This is a genomic window from Coralliovum pocilloporae (genome assembly GCF_030845175.1).
Lineage (GTDB): Bacteria > Pseudomonadota > Alphaproteobacteria > Rhizobiales > Cohaesibacteraceae > Coralliovum > Coralliovum pocilloporae.
This window is the reverse complement of the sequence record NZ_CP132542.1, coordinates 416,035-436,148: the sequence shown is the minus strand read 5'-3', so window position 1 is coordinate 436,148 and position 20,114 is coordinate 416,035. Positions and strand designations below refer to the sequence as shown.

Annotated in this window: 17 protein-coding genes; 11 read left to right on the top strand and 6 right to left on the bottom strand. The window is 54.9% G+C overall.

Annotated features, from left to right (window positions below; translation table 11 throughout):
• Window positions 1-17: 17 nt before the first annotated feature.
• Together fliP and RA157_RS02130 are read right to left on the bottom strand one after the other, a co-directional pair.
• Window positions 18-755, bottom strand: a complete 738-nt coding sequence (fliP, locus tag RA157_RS02135) for a flagellar type III secretion system pore protein FliP (protein WP_434058460.1) — start codon at window positions 753-755, stop codon at window positions 18-20.
• Window positions 756-816: 61 nt separating this feature from the next.
• Window positions 817-2,664: a hypothetical protein gene (locus tag RA157_RS02130; RefSeq protein ID WP_350334837.1), complete on the bottom strand. Its 1,848-nt coding sequence runs from the start codon at window positions 2,662-2,664 to the stop codon at window positions 817-819.
• Window positions 2,665-2,975: 311 nt separating this feature from the next.
• On the opposite strand from RA157_RS02130, the gene flgB reads away from it, so the two are divergent.
• The 7 genes from flgB (at window position 2,976) to cckA (ending at window position 9,122) form a co-directional block, all read left to right on the top strand.
• Entirely contained in the window at window positions 2,976-3,383 is a 408-nt protein-coding gene (gene flgB / locus RA157_RS02125) for a flagellar basal body rod protein FlgB (protein WP_350334836.1), read from the top strand.
• A gap of 56 nt (window positions 3,384-3,439) precedes the next feature.
• Window positions 3,440-3,850 carry a flagellar basal body rod protein FlgC gene (flgC, locus tag RA157_RS02120; protein WP_350334835.1) on the top strand — a complete coding sequence of 137 codons (411 nt, stop codon included), beginning with the start codon at window positions 3,440-3,442 and terminating at the stop codon, window positions 3,848-3,850.
• A 44-nt stretch (window positions 3,851-3,894) separates the two neighbouring features.
• Window positions 3,895-4,212: a flagellar hook-basal body complex protein FliE gene (gene fliE / locus RA157_RS02115; protein ID WP_350334834.1), complete on the top strand. Its 318-nt coding sequence runs from the start codon at window positions 3,895-3,897 to the stop codon at window positions 4,210-4,212.
• 44 nt (window positions 4,213-4,256) lie between these two features.
• The gene (fliQ, locus tag RA157_RS02110) at window positions 4,257-4,520 is read left to right on the top strand and encodes a flagellar biosynthesis protein FliQ (RefSeq protein ID WP_350334833.1); all 264 of its coding nucleotides are present in this window, start codon (window positions 4,257-4,259) and stop codon (window positions 4,518-4,520) included.
• 8 nt (window positions 4,521-4,528) lie between these two features.
• Window positions 4,529-5,287, top strand: coding sequence for a flagellar biosynthetic protein FliR (gene fliR / locus RA157_RS02105; RefSeq protein WP_350334832.1), 759 nt, complete (start codon window positions 4,529-4,531; stop codon window positions 5,285-5,287).
• 39 nt (window positions 5,288-5,326) lie between these two features.
• Window positions 5,327-6,406: a flagellar biosynthesis protein FlhB gene (gene flhB, locus RA157_RS02100; RefSeq protein WP_350334831.1), complete on the top strand. Its 1,080-nt coding sequence runs from the start codon at window positions 5,327-5,329 to the stop codon at window positions 6,404-6,406.
• 139 nt (window positions 6,407-6,545) lie between these two features.
• Window positions 6,546-9,122: a cell cycle histidine kinase CckA gene (cckA, locus tag RA157_RS02095; RefSeq protein WP_350334830.1), complete on the top strand. Its 2,577-nt coding sequence runs from the start codon at window positions 6,546-6,548 to the stop codon at window positions 9,120-9,122.
• An 18-nt stretch (window positions 9,123-9,140) separates the two neighbouring features.
• Here the strand turns inward: cckA and RA157_RS02090 are convergent, their stop codons facing one another.
• Both RA157_RS02090 and RA157_RS02085 read right to left on the bottom strand, forming a co-directional pair.
• Window positions 9,141-10,070, bottom strand: coding sequence for a pseudouridine-5'-phosphate glycosidase (locus RA157_RS02090; RefSeq protein ID WP_350334829.1), 930 nt, complete (start codon window positions 10,068-10,070; stop codon window positions 9,141-9,143).
• Between the two features lie 22 nt (window positions 10,071-10,092).
• A complete protein-coding gene (locus RA157_RS02085; RefSeq protein ID WP_350334828.1) occupies window positions 10,093-10,974 on the bottom strand; it encodes a carbohydrate kinase family protein in 882 nt (293 codons plus the stop codon).
• 219 nt (window positions 10,975-11,193) lie between these two features.
• Here RA157_RS02085 and recA point away from each other — a divergent pair, with 219 nt between their 5' ends.
• From recA to RA157_RS02070, 3 genes are all read left to right on the top strand, one after another.
• Window positions 11,194-12,270: a recombinase RecA gene (gene recA, locus RA157_RS02080; RefSeq protein WP_350334827.1), complete on the top strand. Its 1,077-nt coding sequence runs from the start codon at window positions 11,194-11,196 to the stop codon at window positions 12,268-12,270.
• A 195-nt stretch (window positions 12,271-12,465) separates the two neighbouring features.
• Window positions 12,466-15,138 (top strand): alanine--tRNA ligase, encoded by a 2,673-nt coding sequence (gene alaS, locus RA157_RS02075; RefSeq protein ID WP_350334826.1) that lies wholly within the window; start codon window positions 12,466-12,468, stop codon window positions 15,136-15,138.
• 17 nt (window positions 15,139-15,155) lie between these two features.
• Window positions 15,156-16,382, top strand: coding sequence for a cyclic nucleotide-gated ion channel (locus RA157_RS02070; protein ID WP_350334825.1), 1,227 nt, complete (start codon window positions 15,156-15,158; stop codon window positions 16,380-16,382).
• 45 nt (window positions 16,383-16,427) lie between these two features.
• Here the strand turns inward: RA157_RS02070 and RA157_RS02065 are convergent, their stop codons facing one another.
• Together RA157_RS02065 and RA157_RS02060 are read right to left on the bottom strand one after the other, a co-directional pair.
• Window positions 16,428-17,639, bottom strand: coding sequence for an NADP-dependent isocitrate dehydrogenase (locus RA157_RS02065; protein ID WP_350334824.1), 1,212 nt, complete (start codon window positions 17,637-17,639; stop codon window positions 16,428-16,430).
• Window positions 17,640-17,780: 141 nt separating this feature from the next.
• On the bottom strand, window positions 17,781-19,025 hold the full coding sequence (locus tag RA157_RS02060; RefSeq protein WP_350334823.1) for an MFS transporter: 1,245 nt from the start codon (window positions 19,023-19,025) through the stop codon (window positions 17,781-17,783).
• 236 nt (window positions 19,026-19,261) lie between these two features.
• On the opposite strand from RA157_RS02060, the gene RA157_RS02055 reads away from it, so the two are divergent.
• Entirely contained in the window at window positions 19,262-20,059 is a 798-nt protein-coding gene (locus tag RA157_RS02055; protein WP_350334822.1) for an RNA methyltransferase, read from the top strand.
• Window positions 20,060-20,114 lie beyond the last annotated feature (55 nt).

Sequence of the window (20,114 nt, the reverse complement as noted above, 5' to 3'; positions counted from 1 at the left end):
TTTTAGCGTAACACGCTTTAACCGAAACTCTGCACCAGTGACCCCGCAAGCAGATGCCAGCCATCCACAAGCACGAAGAAGATCAGCTTGAAGGGGAGCGAGATCACCACAGGCGGCAGCATCATCATACCCATGGACATGAGGATTGACGCGATCACCAGATCGATAATCACAAAGGGCAGATAGAGCAGGAAGCCGATTTCAAAGGCCCGCCTCAATTCACTGATCATGAAAGACGGGACCAGAACACGCAAAGGGATGGCCTCCGGGGTTTCCGGTGGATCAACTTTTGCCAGATCCATAAAGAGGCCCAGATCCTTTTCCCGAACGTGTTTGCGCATGAACTCATGGACGGGAACCGTTGCGCGCTCAAACGCTTCAGATAGCTCGATCTCATTGTTGATGAGCGGCTGAACACCATCCTCATAGGCCTTGGACAGAACGGGTTCCATGATGAAGGCCGTCAGAAACAGTGCCAGACTGATCATCACCGTATTGGGTGGCGCAGACTGCAGGCCGATAGCCGATCGTAACAGTGACAGTACAACAACAATACGGGTGAAGCTGGTGACCATAACGAGGATGGATGGTGCCAGACTGAGGACTGTGACCAGTGCGATGAGCTGAACGGCACGTTCTGTGACCGTTGCTTCGTCTCCAAGGCCTATGGTGATGTCCTGGGCAGAGGCAATCGGGACCAGTAACAGCAATCCTGTCAGGAATGCAGACCCGAGGAGCAGCATGCGAGCAGTCATATATTCGAAGCCTCTTCGGGTTCCGTGCCGGGCTCTCCTATGAGAGCCCGGTGTGACCAGTTCAGGATTTGATACTCGCACTCAGTTCGCCAAGAAGCTTGGCCATTTCGTCTTCAATGGGATCGGTCTTTTTCTTCTGTGCACCGGTCTCGGATGAACCGCCTTTATTATCGTCAGCGCTGGCTTCAGCAGCGTCCTGCTTCGGTTGCCCTTCCGGACGTACAGATGGTGCTTTATTGCCTTGATCCAGAGCCGGGTCGCGGTTTGCAACCACATTCAGCAGATTAGCCAGATCTTCTTCCATCCGTGCAACGGATTCAGCGGAGATAATACCTTCGTCTTCTTCCTGTTGTCCGGCTTCAGCAGCGGGTTCCGGGGCGTCCTTTGTCTTGGACGAGGCGTCAGCGGATGGCTTGCTCTTCGCTGGTGCCTTTCCTGACGTTGCTGCAGCAGGTTCCGCCTTGTTTTTCTGGCGGTTGTCGGGCTCACTGGAAGGTGTGTCGGTCTGCTTGTCCTCGGCAGCCGGTGTCTTTGCGCCCGCTACTTTTGGAGCCGGGTCAGGCGCTTTTGAATTGTCTGTTTTTTCCTCGGAAACCGTCTTCTTCGCCTCTTGGGCAGGGGACTTGGGTTTCTGAGCGTCTTTCTCTGCCTTTGCGCTGGTTTCCGCTTTTGAAGCAGTCTCTTTGGCTACGCCTTGTGTCTGTTCTTGTGGAGCAGGTGCCTTTGCCTCTTCCGGCTTGCCAGAAGCTGCAGCTTTGGGAGGCTGGTTCCCTTTCTTTGCGTCTCCATCTGACTTGACTTCCGGTGCACCCTTGTCTTTTGCCTTGCTGTTCTGATCGGGTTGCTCTGTTGTCTTCTGCTCTGATGTTCGGCGTTCTGTTTGCAGGCCAGCACCAAAGATTGGACGTCTTGCTGTCTTTGCTTCCGGTTCCGGCATGGCCGGCGCTGGTGCAGGGTCAAGTGTCTGGCTGACAGGTTTAGGCGCCTGAGAAGAGGCCTGAGCAGTTGACTTTGTCGATGTTGGGGTCGGCGTCGGGGCCGCGACGGGAGCTGAAGCCGGTTTGGCTTCCGTCTTAGTGTCATCGAGTGTTTTGGTTGCTGCAGGTTTTGCCGCTGCCGCAACTCTTCTGGATGCTTCTGTTACCGGTTGTGATGCGCGTTGCGCAGACGGACTGGTCGCTGACGGTGCTGTTGACGGCTGCGTACCAGATCGCGGTGCGGCCGCAGGGGACACCACGGATGGAGCTGCCTGTGGTGGCGTTGTCTGAACCCGGGGATCAGTCCTGACCGCAGAGGCTGCCAGCGGATCTGTCGCAATCGCAGGAGAACCTGATTGCTTGGGAGCGGAAGGATCCTGTTCCCGACGTTCTGTCGGATTGGCCGCCTGACTGGTTGTCTGGTTGGCTGCTGTCATGCCCGACAAGGCAGCCGAAGCGGCTTGTGCTGATGCGCCAGGTGACCGTGCGGGCTGAGCAGGTGGCACAGGTGCCGCAGTTGTCGGAGGTGTTTGCACCGGCGGCGTTTGAGGGGCCTGCATTGGAGGGGGCTGCATCTGGGATGGATGAGCCATCGGAGCCTGTTGCTGCCGTGGTGGCCGCATGGCTGCCGGTGCACCTCTGATAATCCCTGGTTCGACCACAATATCGGTAGGGCCGCCGACCATTACCAGATGTTCCACATTGTCTCTGCGAATGAGAATCAGGCGACGGCGCCCATCTACCGGAGCGCTGTCCATCACAGCCAGGCGAGGCTGCCTGTTCCGTGTGTGGCCTGTAACCTTGATGCCTTTAATTCGGCGCAAGACCCAACCGAACAACAGAATGGCCAGAACGACAAGGATCAGGGCGATCAGAACATAAGCCGCAAGGCCGCCTTCTTCGCCAAACAGATTTGCCAGTGCTTCCCGCATACTCGTGACTCCTGATTCATAAATGCGGTACCGAAAGTCATTTTCAGGTTCTGAAAATGACGATTCGAGCAATTTTCTTCAAACTATTTAACAGGTTCGGCAGAATTTGCCGAATTAATGAACCGTTAAAAAGTTGAAAAACATCATAACTCCATGAAAATACTATAAAAAGACAAAATGTCCAAACATGGTTGTCGTGCCGTATTAATCTTTTGTTAACCAAGTTGTAGGCAAAATTTTCCCTAAGTGACGCGGATTGCGACGGTTCAGTGGCCGGGGCTTTGAAGCAGTGATTTCTTCCGGAGGGGCTTATGGCACTCACAGACATGCCGTTTTTTGCCAAGATGAAGGCAAAGATGCAATGGCACCAGAGCCGCCAGCGTGTTCTTTCCGAAAACGTTGCTAATGCCGATACGCCTGGTTACCGCGCCCGTGACCTGAAGGCTCTCGACTTTTCCAAGGTTATGGCAGAGGCCGCACCGTCCGGCTTTTCAACGGCAGTTACAGACAGGCAGCATATCAAGGTTGCAGGTCTTGGTGGGACGGGGGCGTTCAAGTCGCAGAAAACCGGGACCTTCGAGATTACGCCGGAAGGCAACCGTGTGGTTCTTGAAGAAGAGATGATGAAAGTCACCGCCAACCAGATGGATTTCCAGGCCGCTGCCTCTTTGTATGAGCGCGGGCTGAAAATGTTGAAAACGGCTGTTACGCGCCGATAGCGAATTCATGATCCGGCCTGCCTCCAATGTGGCTGGATAACTCAAGGGTGAATGATATGGACTTTATGAAATCCATGGCCATTGCGGCGTCAGGGCTTAAGGCCCAGGGCGGTCGCATGCGCGTTATTGCCGAAAACCTCGCCAATTCCTCATCGACCGCGTCGACACCGGATGCGGATCCTTACCGGCGTAAGATCCCGACATTTGAATCAAAATTCGACCGGGAACTGCAGGCGCAGACTGTTCAGCTGGGTCGTATTGATGAAGATAAGTCCGAGTTCCGCAGTCGGTTCGAGCCAGGTCATCCGGCCGCAGACGCAAATGGATATGTCAAGCTTCCCAACGTCAACTCGCTGATTGAGACCGTGGACATGCAGGAGGCCCAGCGGAGTTATCAGGCTAACCTCAACGTCATCTCCGCAACGCGGCGGATGTTGAGCCGAACCATTGAAATCCTTCGCGCCTGAACCTCACAGTCATATTTCCACAAGATCACTGAAGAGACCCAGCCATGACCAGCCCATTGTCCGCCGCTAATGCTTATTCAGCTATCAGTCAGCTCTCTAACCCGACGGAAACAAGCCAGGGACTTTCTTCTGCCGCTACAGGCGGTATGGATTTCGGGCAGATTATCAAAGAAGCCGCAGGCAGTGTCATCGAATCGGGTAAGGTATCTGACCAGAAGGCGGCTGACATGCTTCAGGGAAAAGCCAATGTGGTTGATGTTGTGACTGCAGTGGCTGAGACCGAGGTTGCGCTTGAATCAATGGTATCGATGCGGGATCGGATGATCTCTGCTTATGAGACCGTTATGCGGATGCCGATCTAGTAGGGAATGAGGCTGCAGGGTGCCTCTGGCCGGGAGCAAAACCGATGGAAGGCGCCGAAGTCATTGATGTGTCGCGAGACGCGATCTGGACCGTTATTAAAGTCGGGGGGCCTGTACTGATCGTTGGTCTGGTTGTCGGCGTGGTGATTGCCCTCTTCCAGGCTCTGACGCAAATCCAGGAAATGACGCTTGTCTTTGTTCCCAAGATTCTTGCTGTTTTCTTCATATTGATGTTGTCGCTTCCCTTCATGGGACAAACCATGGGCGGGTTTATGACTCGTATCATGGAACGCATTATCTCAGGGTAGGGACCAGAATGACCTTTTCGGTTCTGCCCCAGATTGCCTTTGTCTTTATGCTGATCTTTGCGCGGGTCGGTACAATGGTGATGTTGATGCCCGGAGTGGGCGAGCAGACCGTTTCGATTAACATTCGCCTGGCTTTTGCAATTGTCACCGTGCTGGTTTTGTATCCTCTTGTTGGACCCTATTACACGGCCTTTCCATCGTCGGTGGTCGGTATTCTGCCGATTCTTGTTGGTGAGGTTGTGATTGGTCTGTTTATCGGATTGTCCATCCGGCTTGTTCTGGCCGCGGTACAGTTGGCAGGCACAATTATCGCATTCCAGATTGGAATCAGCTTTGCCCAGAGCTTCAACGCCACGCTTGGTATTCAGGGCACTGTGCTTGATGGATTCATGACCCTTCTGGCTATCGTGATGATTTTCAAGGTCGACCTGCACCACCTGTTGATTGCGGGCTTCCATGATTCCTTCATGCTGTTCCCGCCAGGGCAGGGTCTGCCAAGCGGAGATCTGCTGATGATGGCAATCCAGGCGATTTCTGAATCCTTCCGTATTGGTACCCAGATATCAGCTCCGTTTATTGTTTTCGGTCTGCTGTTTTATCTCGGTGTTGGCCTGTTGCAGAAGCTGATGCCACAGGCACAGATCTTCTTTGTGGCAATGCCTGCCAATATCGGCTTCGGCTTGATGCTCTTCATCTTCCTGCTTGCAGGCATGATGATGTGGTACCTCGAATATGTGAAAGAGATGTTCGGGCGCTTTCTGGTCTGACGAGACAGGCTCGATTGTGCGTTTTGGAGATGAGGCCTTATGGCTGACGAGACCGACCAGTCGGAGAAAACTGAGGACCCCTCCCAACGAAAGCTTGAGGAGGCTCACAAGAAGGGCGATGTTCCGAAAAGCCAGGAGGTAACGACCTGGTTCAGTGTTTTTGGCATTGCTCTGGCTCTGATGATTTTCGGCTCCAGCATGAGTTCCGGTATGGCTGTATCCATGCGGGGCTTCCTGGAACATGCGCATCAGTTCCCGATTGATCAGGGTGGCCTCCTGTCCCTGATCGATAATGTCGGGGCGAACCTGTTTGGTGTGATCCTCCTGCCTTTGACGCTGCTTGCGCTCCTGTCTGTCGCGGGCAATGTGGTGCAGCACAAGCCGGTCCTGACCATTGAAAAGGTCAAGCCCAAGTTCAATAAAGTTTCCCCGCTGGCTGGCTTTAAACGTCTGTTTTCCAAAGACAGCCTGATGAATTTCGTCAAAGGGCTGGCAAAGATCGGCATCGTGGCTGCTGTCATGGTCGTTCTGATGTGGCCGGAACGGGAACGCCTTGAAGGCCTGATCACAATGGATCTGGCAGCGTTGATGGGCTTCATCCAGTTTGAGGCACTCAAGCTGATTGGCGGCGTGATTGCGATTCTTGCTGTGGTCGCGATAGCGGATTTTCTCTGGCAGCGTCATCAGTGGTTTGAGAAGCAGAAAATGTCCCTCAAGGAACTGAAAGACGAATACAAAGACACCGAAGGGGATCCGGCGATCAAGGCCCGCATCAGACAGCTTCGTCAGGAACGCAGCCGGAACCGCATGATGGCTGCCGTGCCGGATGCTTCTGTCATCGTGACCAACCCGACGCATTATGCTGTGGCGCTGAAATATGAAGCTGGCATGCCTGCGCCGGTCTGTGTGGCCAAAGGAGTTGATACGATGGCGCTGAAAATTCGTCAGGTGGGTCGCGAAGCCGAAGTTCCGATTATCGAGAACCCGCCGCTGGCGCGTGCCCTGCATGCCACGGTGGACGTGGAAGAGCCGATTCCTGAGGAACATTACAGGGCTGTCGCTGAAGTTATCAGTTACGTTATGCGGTTGAAAAAGAGGCGGGGATGGGCCGCGTCCTGAACGGACAGGCATGAAAGTTCTGCCCGCAGGTAAAAAAGGTTTTGAAGAACCTCAACCTGCGTTAAACCAACCCAATGACGGGTGAAGTGTAAGATAATGCCGTAGGGGCGGCGTTTGAAAGGACGGGGGATTGTCAGGCATGTCCGACAACCAGGAATTTATCGAACATCCCAAGCCGGTTGTTGAACATTCTGGGCGCTCACTCAAGATGAAGTGGTTGATCCCTGCATTGGTCGTTGTCATCGTATCGATCCTTGCCATCGTGTTTCTCCAGAACCAGACATCAGATCTCTACGTCCTGATTTTTATGGGGATTTTGGCTGCGCTCGGTATCCTCTGTATTTTTGCATTGTCGATCGGTCTCTTGCGTTTTGGGGCCAAGGAGCAGGATGACAGTCTGTCTAAGGCCTTTCTCGACAGTTCGGTCGAAGGGGTTCTGGTGACCGCGCCTGATGGTCATATCATCTATGCTAATGCAGCCTATGCCGAGCTTACCGGCCTTTCCGAATCACAAGCGGTCCGCTCGGTGGAACGCGTGTTTGCCGGGTTTACTGATGCGGCCGAGTCGCTTTATCGCCTTGCTCAGGCCGCCGAGAATGATCGGCGGGCACTTGAGGAGATCAGACTGCCCGGTGCGGTCAATGGCGATGGAACCGGAGCACGGTGGTATCGCATTCGTGTCAGGCCACTGGCATTTGAAGATGGCAGGAAGAACCACACGGTGTGGCAGGTGGCCGATATCACCCGTGACCGTGAGCGGCAGGAAAACATTTTTCAGGAACTGCAGCTGGCCATTGATTATCTGGATCACGCGCCGGCCGGCTTTCTGGCAACAGAGGCCGATGGCAGTGTTATCTATGTGAATGCAACGCTTTCTGACTGGCTTGGGTATGATCTGGCCCAGTTTGAGCCGGGATCTCTGTCCATGAGCGATCTGGTGAGCGGTGACGGGATTGCACTTCTGTCATCTATCTCGGCTGCGCCCGGGTCCGTAAGGACGGAAACCGTTGACCTCGATTTGCTGAAACGAAATGGTCAAAGCCTGCCGGTCCGCGTGTTGCACCGGGTTGCGGCCTCTCCTGAAGGGGCGACGATGAGCACCCGCTCGTTTGTTCTGAACCGCAGCCCCGGTGAAGATGTTTCTGAAAGCCTGCGCGTGGCTGAAGTGCGTTTTGCCCGTTTCTTCAACAACACACCGATTGCTATTGCCGGACTGGATCGCAACGGGGTGATCTGTTCATCGAATGCACCATTCCTCAAGCTGTTTGGCGACAAGGTCAAGACAGGTGAGAACAGCGCCAGTGTTCCCATTGTGGACTGTATTGCAGAGCGCGACAGGGATGCCCTGTCTGCTGCTATTGAGGCGGCTTTGTCCGGATCAAGTCCGGTCAGCCCGGTGGATGCGGCCTTTGAAGGTGGTGATGACCAGAGCGTCCGTTTCTTTGTCAATCCGGTTGAAGATGCTGATACGGATGACGGGCGGGAAGCTGTTATTGTCTATGCCCTTGACGTCACCGAGCAGAGGGCTCTGGAAAGTCAGTTTGCCCAGAGCCAGAAAATGCAGGCGGTGGGGCAGCTGGCCGGTGGCGTTGCCCATGACTTCAACAATGTTCTGACAGCGATCATCGGGTTCTCGGATCTGCTGCTGGCCAATCACCGGCCAACGGATGCAGCCTTCCAGGACATTATGAACATCAAGCAGAACGCCAACCGGGCGGCGGGACTTGTGCGGCAGCTTCTGGCGTTCTCCAGACGGCAGACATTGCGCCCGCAGGTGCTTGCTCTACCGGATGTGATGGCGGACCTGTCCATTCTGCTCGACAGGCTTCTGGGAGAGAAGGTTGAGCTGGATGTTTCCCATGGACGGGATGTCTGGCCGATTAAGGCTGACCTGAACCAGCTTGAGCAGGTGGTGATTAACCTGGCTGTCAATGCCCGGGATGCCATGCCTGATGGCGGTAGCGTCCGTATCCGGACAAGTAATCTCACGGCAGAGGATGTTTCTGCGCTTGGCCACAAGGAAGTGGTGGAAAGTGATCAGGACTTCACCATGATTGAGGTGGAGGATACCGGAACCGGGATTGAACCTGACATTCTCAACAAGATTTTCGAACCGTTCTTTTCCACCAAGGATGTTGGCAAGGGAACCGGGCTTGGGCTGTCCACAGTCTATGGCATCGTGAAGCAGACCGGTGGTTATATCTTCGCGCTTAGTACGGTCGGTGAAGGGACGACCTTCCGTATTCTGCTGCCGCGCCATGTGGAAGAGAAGAAGGCTGACGAGAAAGCTCCTGTGGAGTTGTCAGAGGCTCCGCCGCAGGTGGCAGATCTGACAGGCAATGCCACCATTCTGCTGGTGGAAGATGAAGAAGCTGTCCGCGCCTTTGGTGCCCGTGCGCTTTCCTCTCGTGGTTACAAGGTTCATGAAGCGGGCACGGGAACAGAAGCGCTCGAGATCATGGAAGAGACCGATGGTCAGATCGATCTGGTTGTCTCAGATGTGGTCATGCCTGAAATGGATGGCCCGACCCTTCTGGGCGAGCTGCGCAAGCAACGCCCTGATCTGCAGGTGATTTTTGTGTCAGGCTATGCGGAGGATGCCTTCCGGCGCAATCTGCCTGAGAATGAGACATTCCATTTCCTGCCGAAACCGTTCTCGCTCAAGCAATTGGCGACCAAGGTGAAGGAAGTTCTGTCAGAGACGAATGCAGGATAACAGCCTGACTGTCGGCATTTATGTGTTGTGGACCCGGGTTAGTCTGGCAGCGATCTCTGCTGCGAGCTTTGCGTTGTTCTTCACAAGCGCGATATTGGCAACGAGGCTTCTGCCTTCTGTCAGTTCATAGATGCGCTGTAGAAGGTAAGGGGTCACACCTTTGCCCGATATCCCTGCGTCTTCGGCATTTCCGAGAGCGACAGCGATATGGTTCTCCATCTCTTCTCTGGGAATCTCGTGATCCGCAGGGATAGGGTTTGCCACCAGCATGCCTTCGCCGGCATTGAGTATCCTGCGGGTTTCATGAAACGCACTGATCTCCTCAGGACTGTCGCAGCGGAGCGGTGCGGGAAGGGGAGAACTGGCTGACCAGAAGGCTGGAAAACTGTCTGTCCCATAAGAAATGACCGGTATGCCCCTGGTCTCGAGAACCTCAAGAGTCTTGGGCAGATCAAGCAGAGCTTTTGCGCCTGCTGAGACGACAATGACCGGTGTTTTGGTGAACTCATCCAGATCCGCGGAAATATCGAAGCTTTCTTCGGCCCCTCTGTGAACGCCGCCAATGCCGCCGGTGGCGAAAACCTCGATACCTGCCTGATGTGCGGCCATCATGGTGGCTGCGACTGTGGTTGATCCGGTTTTCTTCAGGGCGACTGCATAGGCCAGATCGGCCCGCGAGAGCTTCATTGCTTTTCTAGCCTGGGCCAGTCGCTCAAGTTCGTCGTCTTCAAGGCCGATATGAAGGTGACCGTCCAGAACAGCAATGGTTGCCGGGATTGCGCCATTGTCGCGTACTGTCTGCTCGACCTCTCGGGCGGTTTCCAGATTCTGCGGGTAGGGCATGCCATGGGTGATAATGGTGCTTTCCAGAGCCACTATAGGCTGCTTTTGTGCCTTGGCCTGCTGGACAGCCTGACTTTCGATTATTCTGAAGGGTGTTTCACTCATGGCGCGGCTGTCCGGTTTGGTTTCAGGATGAGATGTGATCGGTAGTTAAACTGCCTAGCTGTTGCAAGGCAAGTCTGGCAGTTGAGAGGGCGGACCGGACGCTGTTCGCAAGGGACTGCCCATTCACATGGCCGCTCAAAACCCCGGCTATCAGCGCATCTCCCGCACCTGTTGCCGATACCTGGGCGATTGCGGTTACGGGTATCATCTCGATTGTGTCACCCTCCAGACAGGCAATTGGGTTTGGACCATCGGTGATCAGGGCCCGTTTGCAGCCGATCGCCTGTATCTGACTGGCCAGCTCTTCTGTACTGGTGGCGTCACAAGACAACAGGGACAGAGCTTCGGACCGATTGCAAAAGACAAGGTCGAAGGCGGTCAGGCTGTTCTCTAACCGCCTGGCTTTTGCAATTGAGACCGCATCGACTGCGAGGAACGGACGTGGTGCAAGAGAGGCGAGCCAGTCGAGCGCGTCTGCCGAGCAGTTCGTATCGGCAAACACCAACGACGCCTGCTGGATGATGTCCGCATGCGTTGAAATCAGGTCTGCAGACAGAGCGGAATAGATGTCCATGGCGGCAATGGCTGTCACCAGATCTCCGGCTTCATCCTCAATGGCCAGATACCGGGCTGTCTCTCTGCCAGGAACCTGATGCAGCAGTTCTGTTGACAGACCGTCGGACCGGCATCTGGACAGCAGGGTTTGTCCGTCCTGATCATCACCAATCACGGAGAGCAGGCCGATAGCATGACCCGAACGGACAAGCAGGCTCGCCACATTCCGCGCGACACCCCCTGCATGGACGGTCATGGTGCCGGGGTTGGACGTATGGAGTTTTGCCTTGCCATGCGTTCTGCCAATCTGATCAAGATGTGCGCCACCAATGCAGATGATGCGTGTCATATGCTCCCCCAATCAGGTTCAGATAAGCGAATCAACGTTATCATACCGTGCCCGTGTATCTGGCTCATCAATTCTGCAACCTGCGTGAGACAAAAATAGAACATGTATAGAAATTTCATTTTATATCAGTATCTTAATACCCTCTTTTCAAAAGAGAACAAAAGTGGTACAAATAGTTTCAATTGAAAGGTTCGATGCCCTGTGAAATAGAGGTGCGATATGTCTCAGAATACGCTTCGGCTCGTCGAGGGGAATGGTATGGATAAGCAGAAGGCGCTTGATGCGGCTTTAAGTCAGATTGATCGGGCCTTTGGCAAGGGGTCCATCATGCGGTTGGGCCAGAAGCAGACCATGGATATTGAGGCCATTTCCACGGGCTCTATCGGTCTTGATATTGCTCTGGGGATCGGTGGTCTGCCAAAAGGGCGTATCGTCGAGATCTATGGTCCGGAATCATCCGGTAAAACCACCCTTGCATTGCACACGGTTGCCGAAGCGCAGAAGACCGGTGGCATCTGCGCCTTTGTGGACGCCGAGCACGCGCTTGACCCGATCTATGCCCGAAAGCTTGGAGTTGATCTGGATGAGCTGCTGATCTCACAGCCGGACACGGGTGAGCAGGCGCTTGAGATTGCTGATACGCTGGTGCGTTCCGGCGCTGTTGATGTTCTGGTGGTGGATTCTGTTGCGGCCCTGACGCCCCGGGCAGAGCTTGAAGGGGAGATGGGTGATAATCAGCCAGGCCTTCAGGCACGCCTGATGAGCCAGGCCATGCGTAAGTTGACCGGCTCGATCAGCCGATCGAACTGCATGGTGATCTTCATCAACCAGATCCGTATGAAAATCGGCGTGATGTTCGGCAGCCCTGAAACCACAACAGGTGGTAATGCGCTGAAGTTCTATGCATCTGTCCGTCTTGATATCCGCCGTATTGGCGCGATCAAGGATCGGGATGAGGTGATTGGCAACCAGACCCGAGTGAAGGTGGTCAAGAACAAGGTTGCTCCTCCGTTCAAGCAGGTGGAATTTGACATCATGTATGGAGAAGGGGTGTCGAAGACCGGCGAACTTCTTGATCTTGGTGTGAAGGCTGGGATTGTCGAGAAATCCGGTGCCTGGTTCTCCTATGACAGTCAGCGTCTGGGGCAGGGGCGGGAAAATTCCAAGACCTTCCTTCGGGAGAACCCGGATGTAGCGGGTAAGATTGAACTGGCTATCCGTCAGAATGCGGGTCTTATCGCTGAAAAGATCCTTGAAGAGGGTCCGGGCCTTGAAGATGATGGCGACGACGAATAAAGCCAGTACTCCTGTGCATCAGACACGACTTTGCAGGCGGCCATGTGGTCGCCTGTTGTCTTTTCTGCTTGGGCTTAATCGAGAGTGTGGACACTGGACCTTCTCATCGCTAAAACCGATGGCAAACCAGACCTAATGCCGATGCGCTGGCCCGTGCCTTTGCGCATCCTGTAAGACCGAGAGATCATATCCCGCATGTCAGGCGTCAAAGAGATCCGTTCCACTTTCCTCGACTATTTTGCCAAGAACGGTCACGAGGTGGTGTCATCCAGCCCGCTGGTTCCCCGTAATGATCCGACTTTGATGTTCACCAATGCCGGTATGGTGCAGTTCAAGAACGTTTTTACGGGCCTTGAGCAGCGTCCATATTCCCGTGCTGTGACATCACAGAAATGCGTTCGGGCCGGGGGCAAGCACAACGATCTGGATAATGTCGGTTATACCGCGCGTCATCATACTTTCTTTGAGATGCTGGGGAACTTCTCCTTCGGCGACTACTTCAAGGATGTGGCGATCGAGCTGGCCTGGAACCTGGTGACCCGTGAATATGGTCTGCCGAAAGACAAGCTTCTGGTGACGGTCTATTCTGAAGATGATGAGGCGTTCGGTCTCTGGAAATCGATTGCGGGTCTCAGTGAAGACCGGATTATCCGTATTCCCACATCAGACAATTTCTGGGCCATGGGCGATACGGGCCCCTGTGGTCCATGTTCTGAAATCTTCTATGATCACGGAGATCATATCTGGGGCGGTCCTCCGGGCAGCCCTGAAGAGGATGGCGACCGTTTCGTGGAGATCTGGAACCTCGTCTTCATGCAGTATGAGCAGCTGACACTGGAAGAGCGGGTCAATCTGCCAAGACCTTCAATCGACACTGGAATGGGTCTTGAGCGTATCGCTGCGGTGCTTCAGGGCAAACACAACAATTATGACACCGATCTGTTCCAGACCATTATCCGGGCGTCAGAGGAAGCGACCAATGTTGCTGCCGAGGGTGACGCGCTGGCCGGCCATCGTGTCATTGCGGACCACCTGCGGTCATCCAGCTTCCTGATTGCAGATGGCGTCTTGCCATCCAATGAAGGGCGGGGATACGTGCTGCGCCGGATCATGCGCCGCGCCATGCGTCAGGCACATCTGTTGGGTACATCTGATCCGCTTCTGTGTCGTCTGGTCCCGGTTCTTGTGCGCGAAATGGGACAGGCTTTCCCTGAACTGCAGCGCGCCGAAGCTCTGATTACGGAGACGCTGGCGCTTGAGGAAAACAGGTTCAAGAAAACCCTTGATCGTGGTCTGAGCCTGCTTGATACGGCGACTGAAGCCATGCAGGAGGGTGACACGCTGGATGGTGATACGGCCTTCAAGCTTTATGACACCTACGGCTTCCCGCTTGACCTGACCCAGGATGCCCTGCGCCCGCGCGGCATTGCAGTGGACACAGACGCCTTTGGTGTCGCCATGGAACGGCAACGGGCGGAAGCGCGCGCCAACTGGTCAGGATCCGGTGAAGCGGCCACAGAGACCATCTGGTTCGAGATTGCCGACAAGGTGGGGGCGACCGAGTTCCTCGGCTATGATACGGAACGCGCTGAAGGTGTGATTACGGCTCTTGTGAAAGATGGTGCATCGGTTGAAACCGTGGCAGCTGGCGAGAGCTGCGCTGTCATCGTCAACCAGACGCCTTTCTATGGAGAGTCCGGTGGTCAGGTCGGCGACAAGGGCGTGATGGTCGGTGAAGGCGTGCGCCTTGTTATTACCGACACGCTCAAGAAGGCTGATGGTGTTTTCGTTCATCTGACCGAGGTTTCAGAAGGTACCCTGGAGATCGGGACATCACTTGAAATGGAAGTGAACCATGGTCTGCGGTCGTCTTTGCGTGCCAACCATTCCGCAACCCATCTTCTTCATGAAGCTCTTCGGGAAGTTCTGGGTGATCATGTGGCTCAGAAAGGGTCGCTGGTGTCTCCTGAACGTTTGCGGTTTGACTTCTCCCATCCAAAGCCGATCGCTTCTGGTGAACTGGAGGAAGTCGAGCAGATCGCCAATGAAATAATCTTGCAGAACGGTGCGGTTGAAACCCGCTTGATGGCCGTTGATGATGCGATTGAAGCCGGTGCTATGGCACTCTTCGGTGAGAAGTATGGTGAAGAGGTTCGTGTTGTTTCCATGGGGACGGCCCTGCGAGGCGAGAAGGCGGGCAAAACCTACTCACTCGAACTGTGTGGCGGCACACATGTGCAGCGGACTGGTGATATCGGCCTTGTGACCGTTGTGTCCGAGGGTGCTGTTGCAGCCGGTGTCCGGCGTGTGGAAGCTCTGACCGGCGACGCAGCCCGGCAGTATTTCGAAGAGCAGGACCGTCGACTGAAGGCGGTTGCCGACGTGCTGAAAGTCAGCCTGGCAGACGCCGCAGACCGCGTTGCTGTGCTGGTTGATGAGCGGCGCAAGCTTGAGCGCCAACTTGCCGAGGCCAAGAAGCAGCTTGCTCTGGGCGGCGGTTCCGGGGCCGGTGCAGGCGATAATCCGATCAGGGACATCAATGGCACAAAACTTCTGGCCCGGTCCGTTGAGGGTATTCAGCCGAAAGATCTCCGTGGTCTTGTTGACGACGGTAAGGCCAGCGTTGAATCCGGCATCGTGGTCATTGTTGGTGTAACAGATGACGGCAAGGCTGGTCTGGTGGTCGGGGTAACCTCCGACCTGACAGAGCGGTTCAGTGCTGTTGATCTGGTTCGGGCAGGTGCTGCAGCCCTTGGCGGCAAGGGTGGCGGCGGCCGTCCGGATATGGCTCAGGCAGGCGGCCCGGATGGGGCAAAGGCAACTGATGCTATTGAGGCGATTGCAGTAGCAGTTGAGGCAGTCGCATAGGATAAGCAAGGCGGGGCATGAGCGGAGATAGCATCAGACGGCGCGTGTTCGATCTGCTTGAGCGTAATGCGGCAGATGATCAGGCGTCGCTCTGGCTGAACCGTGGTCTTGTTATTCTGATCGTCCTGAATGTTCTGGCGATCATTCTTGAAACTGTGCCGCGTTTCGAGGCCCGGTTTCAGGCCTGGTTCTTCTGGTTTGAAGTCGGCTCAATCCTGATTTTCACGATGGAATTTCTGGCGCGGTTCTGGGTCTCGGATCTTCACCGGCATCACAGAGATCGCGGACCCTGGCGTGCCCGTCTGTCCTATCTGCTTCAGCCGTTTGCGATAATTGATCTTCTGGCGATTGCGCCCTTTTATATCTCTGTTCTATTTCCTGGCCTCGACTTGCGTGTTTTGCGTCTCTTCCGGCTGGTGCGATTCCTCAAGCTCACCCGTTATTCGCCGGGCCTTCAGTCAATCGCCAATGCAATACGCAGCGAGCGGCATGCCCTGCATGCCTGTCTGATCGTTATGATCGGGCTGGTTCTCACTGCGTCGACGCTGATTTATCTGGTGGAACACAAGGCTCAGCCGGAGGTCTTTTCCTCCATTCCTGCAGCCATGTGGTGGGCCCTCGCGACACTGACGACCGTTGGCTATGGCGATATTGTGCCGGTGACCATGGCAGGCAAGATTGTTGGCGGGGTTGTGATGATCTTCGGTCTTGCCATGTTTGCTTTGCCCATTGGTCTTGTAGCAACGGCCTTTGCCCGAGAAATCCATCGGCGCGATTTTGTTGTGACCTGGACCATGGTGGCGCGTGTGCCGCTATTTGGTGATCTGTCTGCTTCTGAAATCTCTGAAATCATGCAGTTGCTTCAGGCCCGGAATGTCCGCAGCGGTGATGTTATCGTGAAACGGGGCGACCCTGCCCACAGCATGTATTTTGTTGCGGCTGGTGAGGTTCAGATTGAACTGGCCAATCAGACGGTGGCGCTTGAAGAGGGGGCATTCTTTGGCGAAGTGGCCGTTCTCAGGCGCACTGCGCGCTCCGCAACAGTGCGGGCCTTGCGTGACAGTCAGCTTCTTGTTCTTGATTCTGAAGATCTTCATCACCTGATGGATGAGAAGAAGGAAGTCGGACAGCGGATCAGATCTGTTGCTGAGCATCGTCAGCGTGTTTTCAAGGCCATTGAAGATGGTGATATGACCCTTGATGAACTGATGATGGCAGATGGGAAAAACAAAACGGCGCAGTAAAACTGCGCCGTCGGTTTTCCTGATTTTATCCGCTGTGTAATGCGGTCAGCCCATGGCTTTCTGCAGGTTTTCGTCGATCTTGTCGAGGAAACCTGTGGTGGACAGCCAAGGCTGGTCCGGGCCGACCAGCAAGGCCAGATCCTTGGTCATGTGACCGTCTTCAACGGTATCAACGCAGACTTTTTCAAGCGTCGCGGCGAAGCGGGCCAGCTCTGCATTGTCGTCCAGCTTGGCGCGATGGTTGAGGCCACGTGTCCAAGCGAAGATCGAGGCGATGGAGTTGGTGGAGGTTTCTTTGCCTTCCTGATGCAGGCGATAGTGACGGGTCACTGTGCCGTGGGCGGCTTCGGCTTCAACCGTGTTGCCGTCCGGTGTCATCAGAACCGAGGTCATCAGACCAAGGGAGCCAAAGCCCTGGGCAACGGTGTCGGACTGAACGTCACCGTCATAGTTCTTACAGGCCCAGACATAACCACCGGACCATTTCAGGGCAGAGGCGACCATGTCGTCGATCAGACGGTGCTCGTACCAGATCTTAGCGGCTTCAAATCTTTCCTGGAACTCGGCTTCATAGACTTCCTGGAACACATCCTTGAAACGGCCGTCATAGGCTTTCAGGATGGTGTTCTTGGTGGACAGATAGCAGGGAACCTTGCGCTGCAGAGCGTAGTTCATGGATGCGCGGGCGAAATCACGAATGGATTCGTCAAGGTTATACATGGCCATGGCAACACCGGAGCCCGGAGCCTGGAAGACTTCATGTTCGATAGTCTCGCCATCTTCGCCGGTGAATTTGATGGTCAGGGTACCAGCGCCGGGGAATTTGAAATCAGTCGCACGGTACTGGTCGCCGAAGGCATGACGGCCAACGATGATCGGCTGGGTCCAACCCGGTACCAGACGTGGAACGTTTTCACAGATAATCGGCTCGCGGAAGATCACACCACCAAGAATGTTACGGATGGTACCGTTCGGTGAGCGCCACATCTTCTTGAGGCCAAATTCCTCAACGCGGGCTTCATCCGGAGTGATGGTCGCGCATTTGACGCCGACGCCATGTTCCTTGATTGCATGTGCTGCATCAATGGTGATCTGGTCATCGGTTGCGTCGCGGCTTTCAATACCGAGGTCGTAATATTTCAGATCAATATCGAGATAGGGATGGATGAGCTTGTCCTTGATGAACTGCCAGATGATCCGGGTCATCTCGTCGCCGTCAAGCTCCACAACAGGGTTGGCCACTTTGATTTTTGCCATTGGGTATTGACCTCGTTCGCTCGCATGGGGGCTTTGGTACAGGGCTGATTGTGCCGCACACATGCGTGTTTCATGAAAGTTCGGCGCCGGTATAGCATTGCCGGAAGCCTTCGCATAGGGGCCGAAGGTTTAACAGGTGCCTTATTGCCTCAGATCCTGTTTTTCGGCAGAATCGTATAATTTATCATCCGCATATGGTCGTTCTGCTTCCGGATTCAGGTGCGCTGCCATCTGGGTTGCCGACTGTGCCACTGCCATGGCTGTTCCCCGTTCATCAGGGGCACTCTTGCCTTTCCAGAACCGGAAGAGGGCGGTTGTTACTGTGAGTGCCTGAGTGATCGCAACAAACATGAACAGGGCCGTGTGTCCGAGCTGATCTATGGCAATGGCACTGAGGCTGGGGCCGATGATGACGCCTGTATAAAGGACCAGTGTCAGGGTGCCGCTGGCAGCCACAATTTGGCTTGGGCGCAGATGATCGTTCATATGAGCCACGCAGACAGAATAGATCGGGAAAGCCGTGCCGCCGATCAGGAATACGCCAGCATAGACCCAGAGCAGGTTTCCGGGCTGGCTGCCAAGCATGAAAATGAACAGTGAGATTGGCACTGACAGCAACGCAACCCCCGTAATCACAAGACGACGGTCAATTCTGTCTGAGAGTCGCCCGATGGGAAACTGGAAGACCATGCCGCCCAGGGTCGCGACACCGATCAGGCCGCCGATTTCTCCAGGAGCAAGGCCGATACCCTTTCCGTAAAGCGCGAGGGATATGTAAAGCGCGCTCTGGGAGATGCCATTCAGAAAGCTCCCGGTCAGCCCCATTGGCGTCAGTTTGAACAGCTCTCTGATCGAGATGCGCTCTGGCAGCTCAAACGGCGGTGAGGCACTGGATGAGGTCAAAATAGGGATAAGTGAGAGGGATACAAAAATAGAGACCAGAACGAAGAGGAAGATTCCATCTGGCGTGGACAGGTTCAGGAAAACCTGTCCGAGCGCTGCCCCTCCGGTCTGGATCAGAAAGTAGATTGAGAGAAGGCTGGCTCTGTTTTCATTGGTGGCGCGACCGTTCAGCCAGCTTTCGGCAACAATATAAAGGCCGGAATAGCAGAAACCTGCCAGAATGCGCATAAGGGTCCAGCTCGCTATGTCGCTGGTCACGAGGTGGATCAGAGCCGCGATACTGGCGAGTGAGGCAAGAGCTGCGAAGGCACGGATATGGCCCACATTGATAACCAGACGCGGCGCAATAACACAGCCCGCAAACGCTCCCACGGGATATGCTGACTGCATCAGGCCAATCATTGTATCTGAGAAGCCAAGCTCGCCCGCGCGCAAAGTCAGTAGTGTGGCAAGAAGCCCGTTACTGACCATCAGAAAGATCATGCCGATAAAAAGAGTCCACGAGGACCTGATAGCCTGCCACATCGCCTTTTCTCCTGTCCGGGTGATGCTATCTGAAACAGCCTGCCTTAAGCCGCGGAAAACGACGTGAACGTCGTATGGAGACAAGAGAGGGGAATGTTTTGCGACTTGTCCCCAGATCTGATCGTGCTTGCGGGCTTGCTTTCCGGTGATGAACCCGGCACAAGTTGGCTGAAACATCGACTATCGGATCTGTCATGGCCCAACCTGTATCACCCTCCGGATTGACCAAGTCTCCTGCAATTATTCTTGTTGAACCACAAATGGGCGAGAATATTGGTGCGGCAGCCCGTGCCATGGCGAATTTTGGTCTGGTGGACCTGCGTCTGGTCAACCCGCGCGATGGATGGCCGAATGAGCGCGCCATAGCGTCTGCAAGTGGTGCAACGCATATCACTGACCGTACGCGTGTCTATGACACCACGGAAGAGGCGGTAGCGGATCTCTCATTTGTCATGGCCACCACCCGTCGGGAGCGGGATATGTTGAAAGTGGTTCGTGGACCGGTTGAGGCGACATCCATCCTGGCCGGTTATGAGCAGGCCGGATCGCGAACGGGGCTTTTGTTTGGTCGTGAACGGTGGGGGCTGACCAATGAGGAAGTGGCGCTGGCTGATGAAATCGTCACGCTGCCGGTCGATCCGAAATTTGCGTCACTGAATATTGCACAGGCTGTGCTCGTCATGTCCTATGAATGGCGCAAGGTGGTTCTGGGTGAGGAGGAGGTGACGCCGTTCTCCACGCCGGATGCTATCCAGGCGGCACCGAAAGCTGATCTGATCCGGATGTTCGAACATCTGGAACGTGCACTGGATGCGGTGAATTTCTTCAGACCACCTGAAAAGAAACCATCTATCGTTCGGAACCTCAGAACCATGCTGCAACGCGCGCAGTTCTCCGAGCAGGAAATCCGGACCCTGCGCGGTGTGATTGCGGCTCTTGAGAAACGGGAAACCAGACCGTCTGCGCAGAAATCCGACGAGAGCGCTGACTAGGGTCAAGTCTCATTGCTCACGGCCATTCTGTTCATCAGGGAAGTTCAGAATGGGC

Bases quoted from the DNA above. Each gene is read 5' to 3' on its own strand.
- fliP (WP_434058460.1), bottom strand. From the start codon at position 755: ATGACTGCTCGCATGCTGCTCCTCGGGTCTGCATTCCTGACAGGATTG.
- RA157_RS02130 (WP_350334837.1), bottom strand. From the start codon at position 2,664: ATGCGGGAAGCACTGGCAAATCTGTTTGGCGAAGAAGGCGGCCTTGCG.
- flgB (WP_350334836.1), top strand. From the start codon at position 2,976: ATGGCACTCACAGACATGCCGTTTTTTGCCAAGATGAAGGCAAAGATG.
- flgC (WP_350334835.1), top strand. From the start codon at position 3,440: ATGGACTTTATGAAATCCATGGCCATTGCGGCGTCAGGGCTTAAGGCC.
- fliE (WP_350334834.1), top strand. From the start codon at position 3,895: ATGACCAGCCCATTGTCCGCCGCTAATGCTTATTCAGCTATCAGTCAG.
- fliQ (WP_350334833.1), top strand. From the start codon at position 4,257: ATGGAAGGCGCCGAAGTCATTGATGTGTCGCGAGACGCGATCTGGACC.
- fliR (WP_350334832.1), top strand. From the start codon at position 4,529: ATGACCTTTTCGGTTCTGCCCCAGATTGCCTTTGTCTTTATGCTGATC.
- flhB (WP_350334831.1), top strand. From the start codon at position 5,327: ATGGCTGACGAGACCGACCAGTCGGAGAAAACTGAGGACCCCTCCCAA.
- cckA (WP_350334830.1), top strand. From the start codon at position 6,546: ATGTCCGACAACCAGGAATTTATCGAACATCCCAAGCCGGTTGTTGAA.
- RA157_RS02090 (WP_350334829.1), bottom strand. From the start codon at position 10,070: ATGAGTGAAACACCCTTCAGAATAATCGAAAGTCAGGCTGTCCAGCAG.
- RA157_RS02085 (WP_350334828.1), bottom strand. From the start codon at position 10,974: ATGACACGCATCATCTGCATTGGTGGCGCACATCTTGATCAGATTGGC.
- recA (WP_350334827.1), top strand. From the start codon at position 11,194: ATGTCTCAGAATACGCTTCGGCTCGTCGAGGGGAATGGTATGGATAAG.
- alaS (WP_350334826.1), top strand. From the start codon at position 12,466: ATGTCAGGCGTCAAAGAGATCCGTTCCACTTTCCTCGACTATTTTGCC.
- RA157_RS02070 (WP_350334825.1), top strand. From the start codon at position 15,156: ATGAGCGGAGATAGCATCAGACGGCGCGTGTTCGATCTGCTTGAGCGT.
- RA157_RS02065 (WP_350334824.1), bottom strand. From the start codon at position 17,639: ATGGCAAAAATCAAAGTGGCCAACCCTGTTGTGGAGCTTGACGGCGAC.
- RA157_RS02060 (WP_350334823.1), bottom strand. From the start codon at position 19,025: ATGATCTTTCTGATGGTCAGTAACGGGCTTCTTGCCACACTACTGACT.
- RA157_RS02055 (WP_350334822.1), top strand. From the start codon at position 19,262: ATGGCCCAACCTGTATCACCCTCCGGATTGACCAAGTCTCCTGCAATT.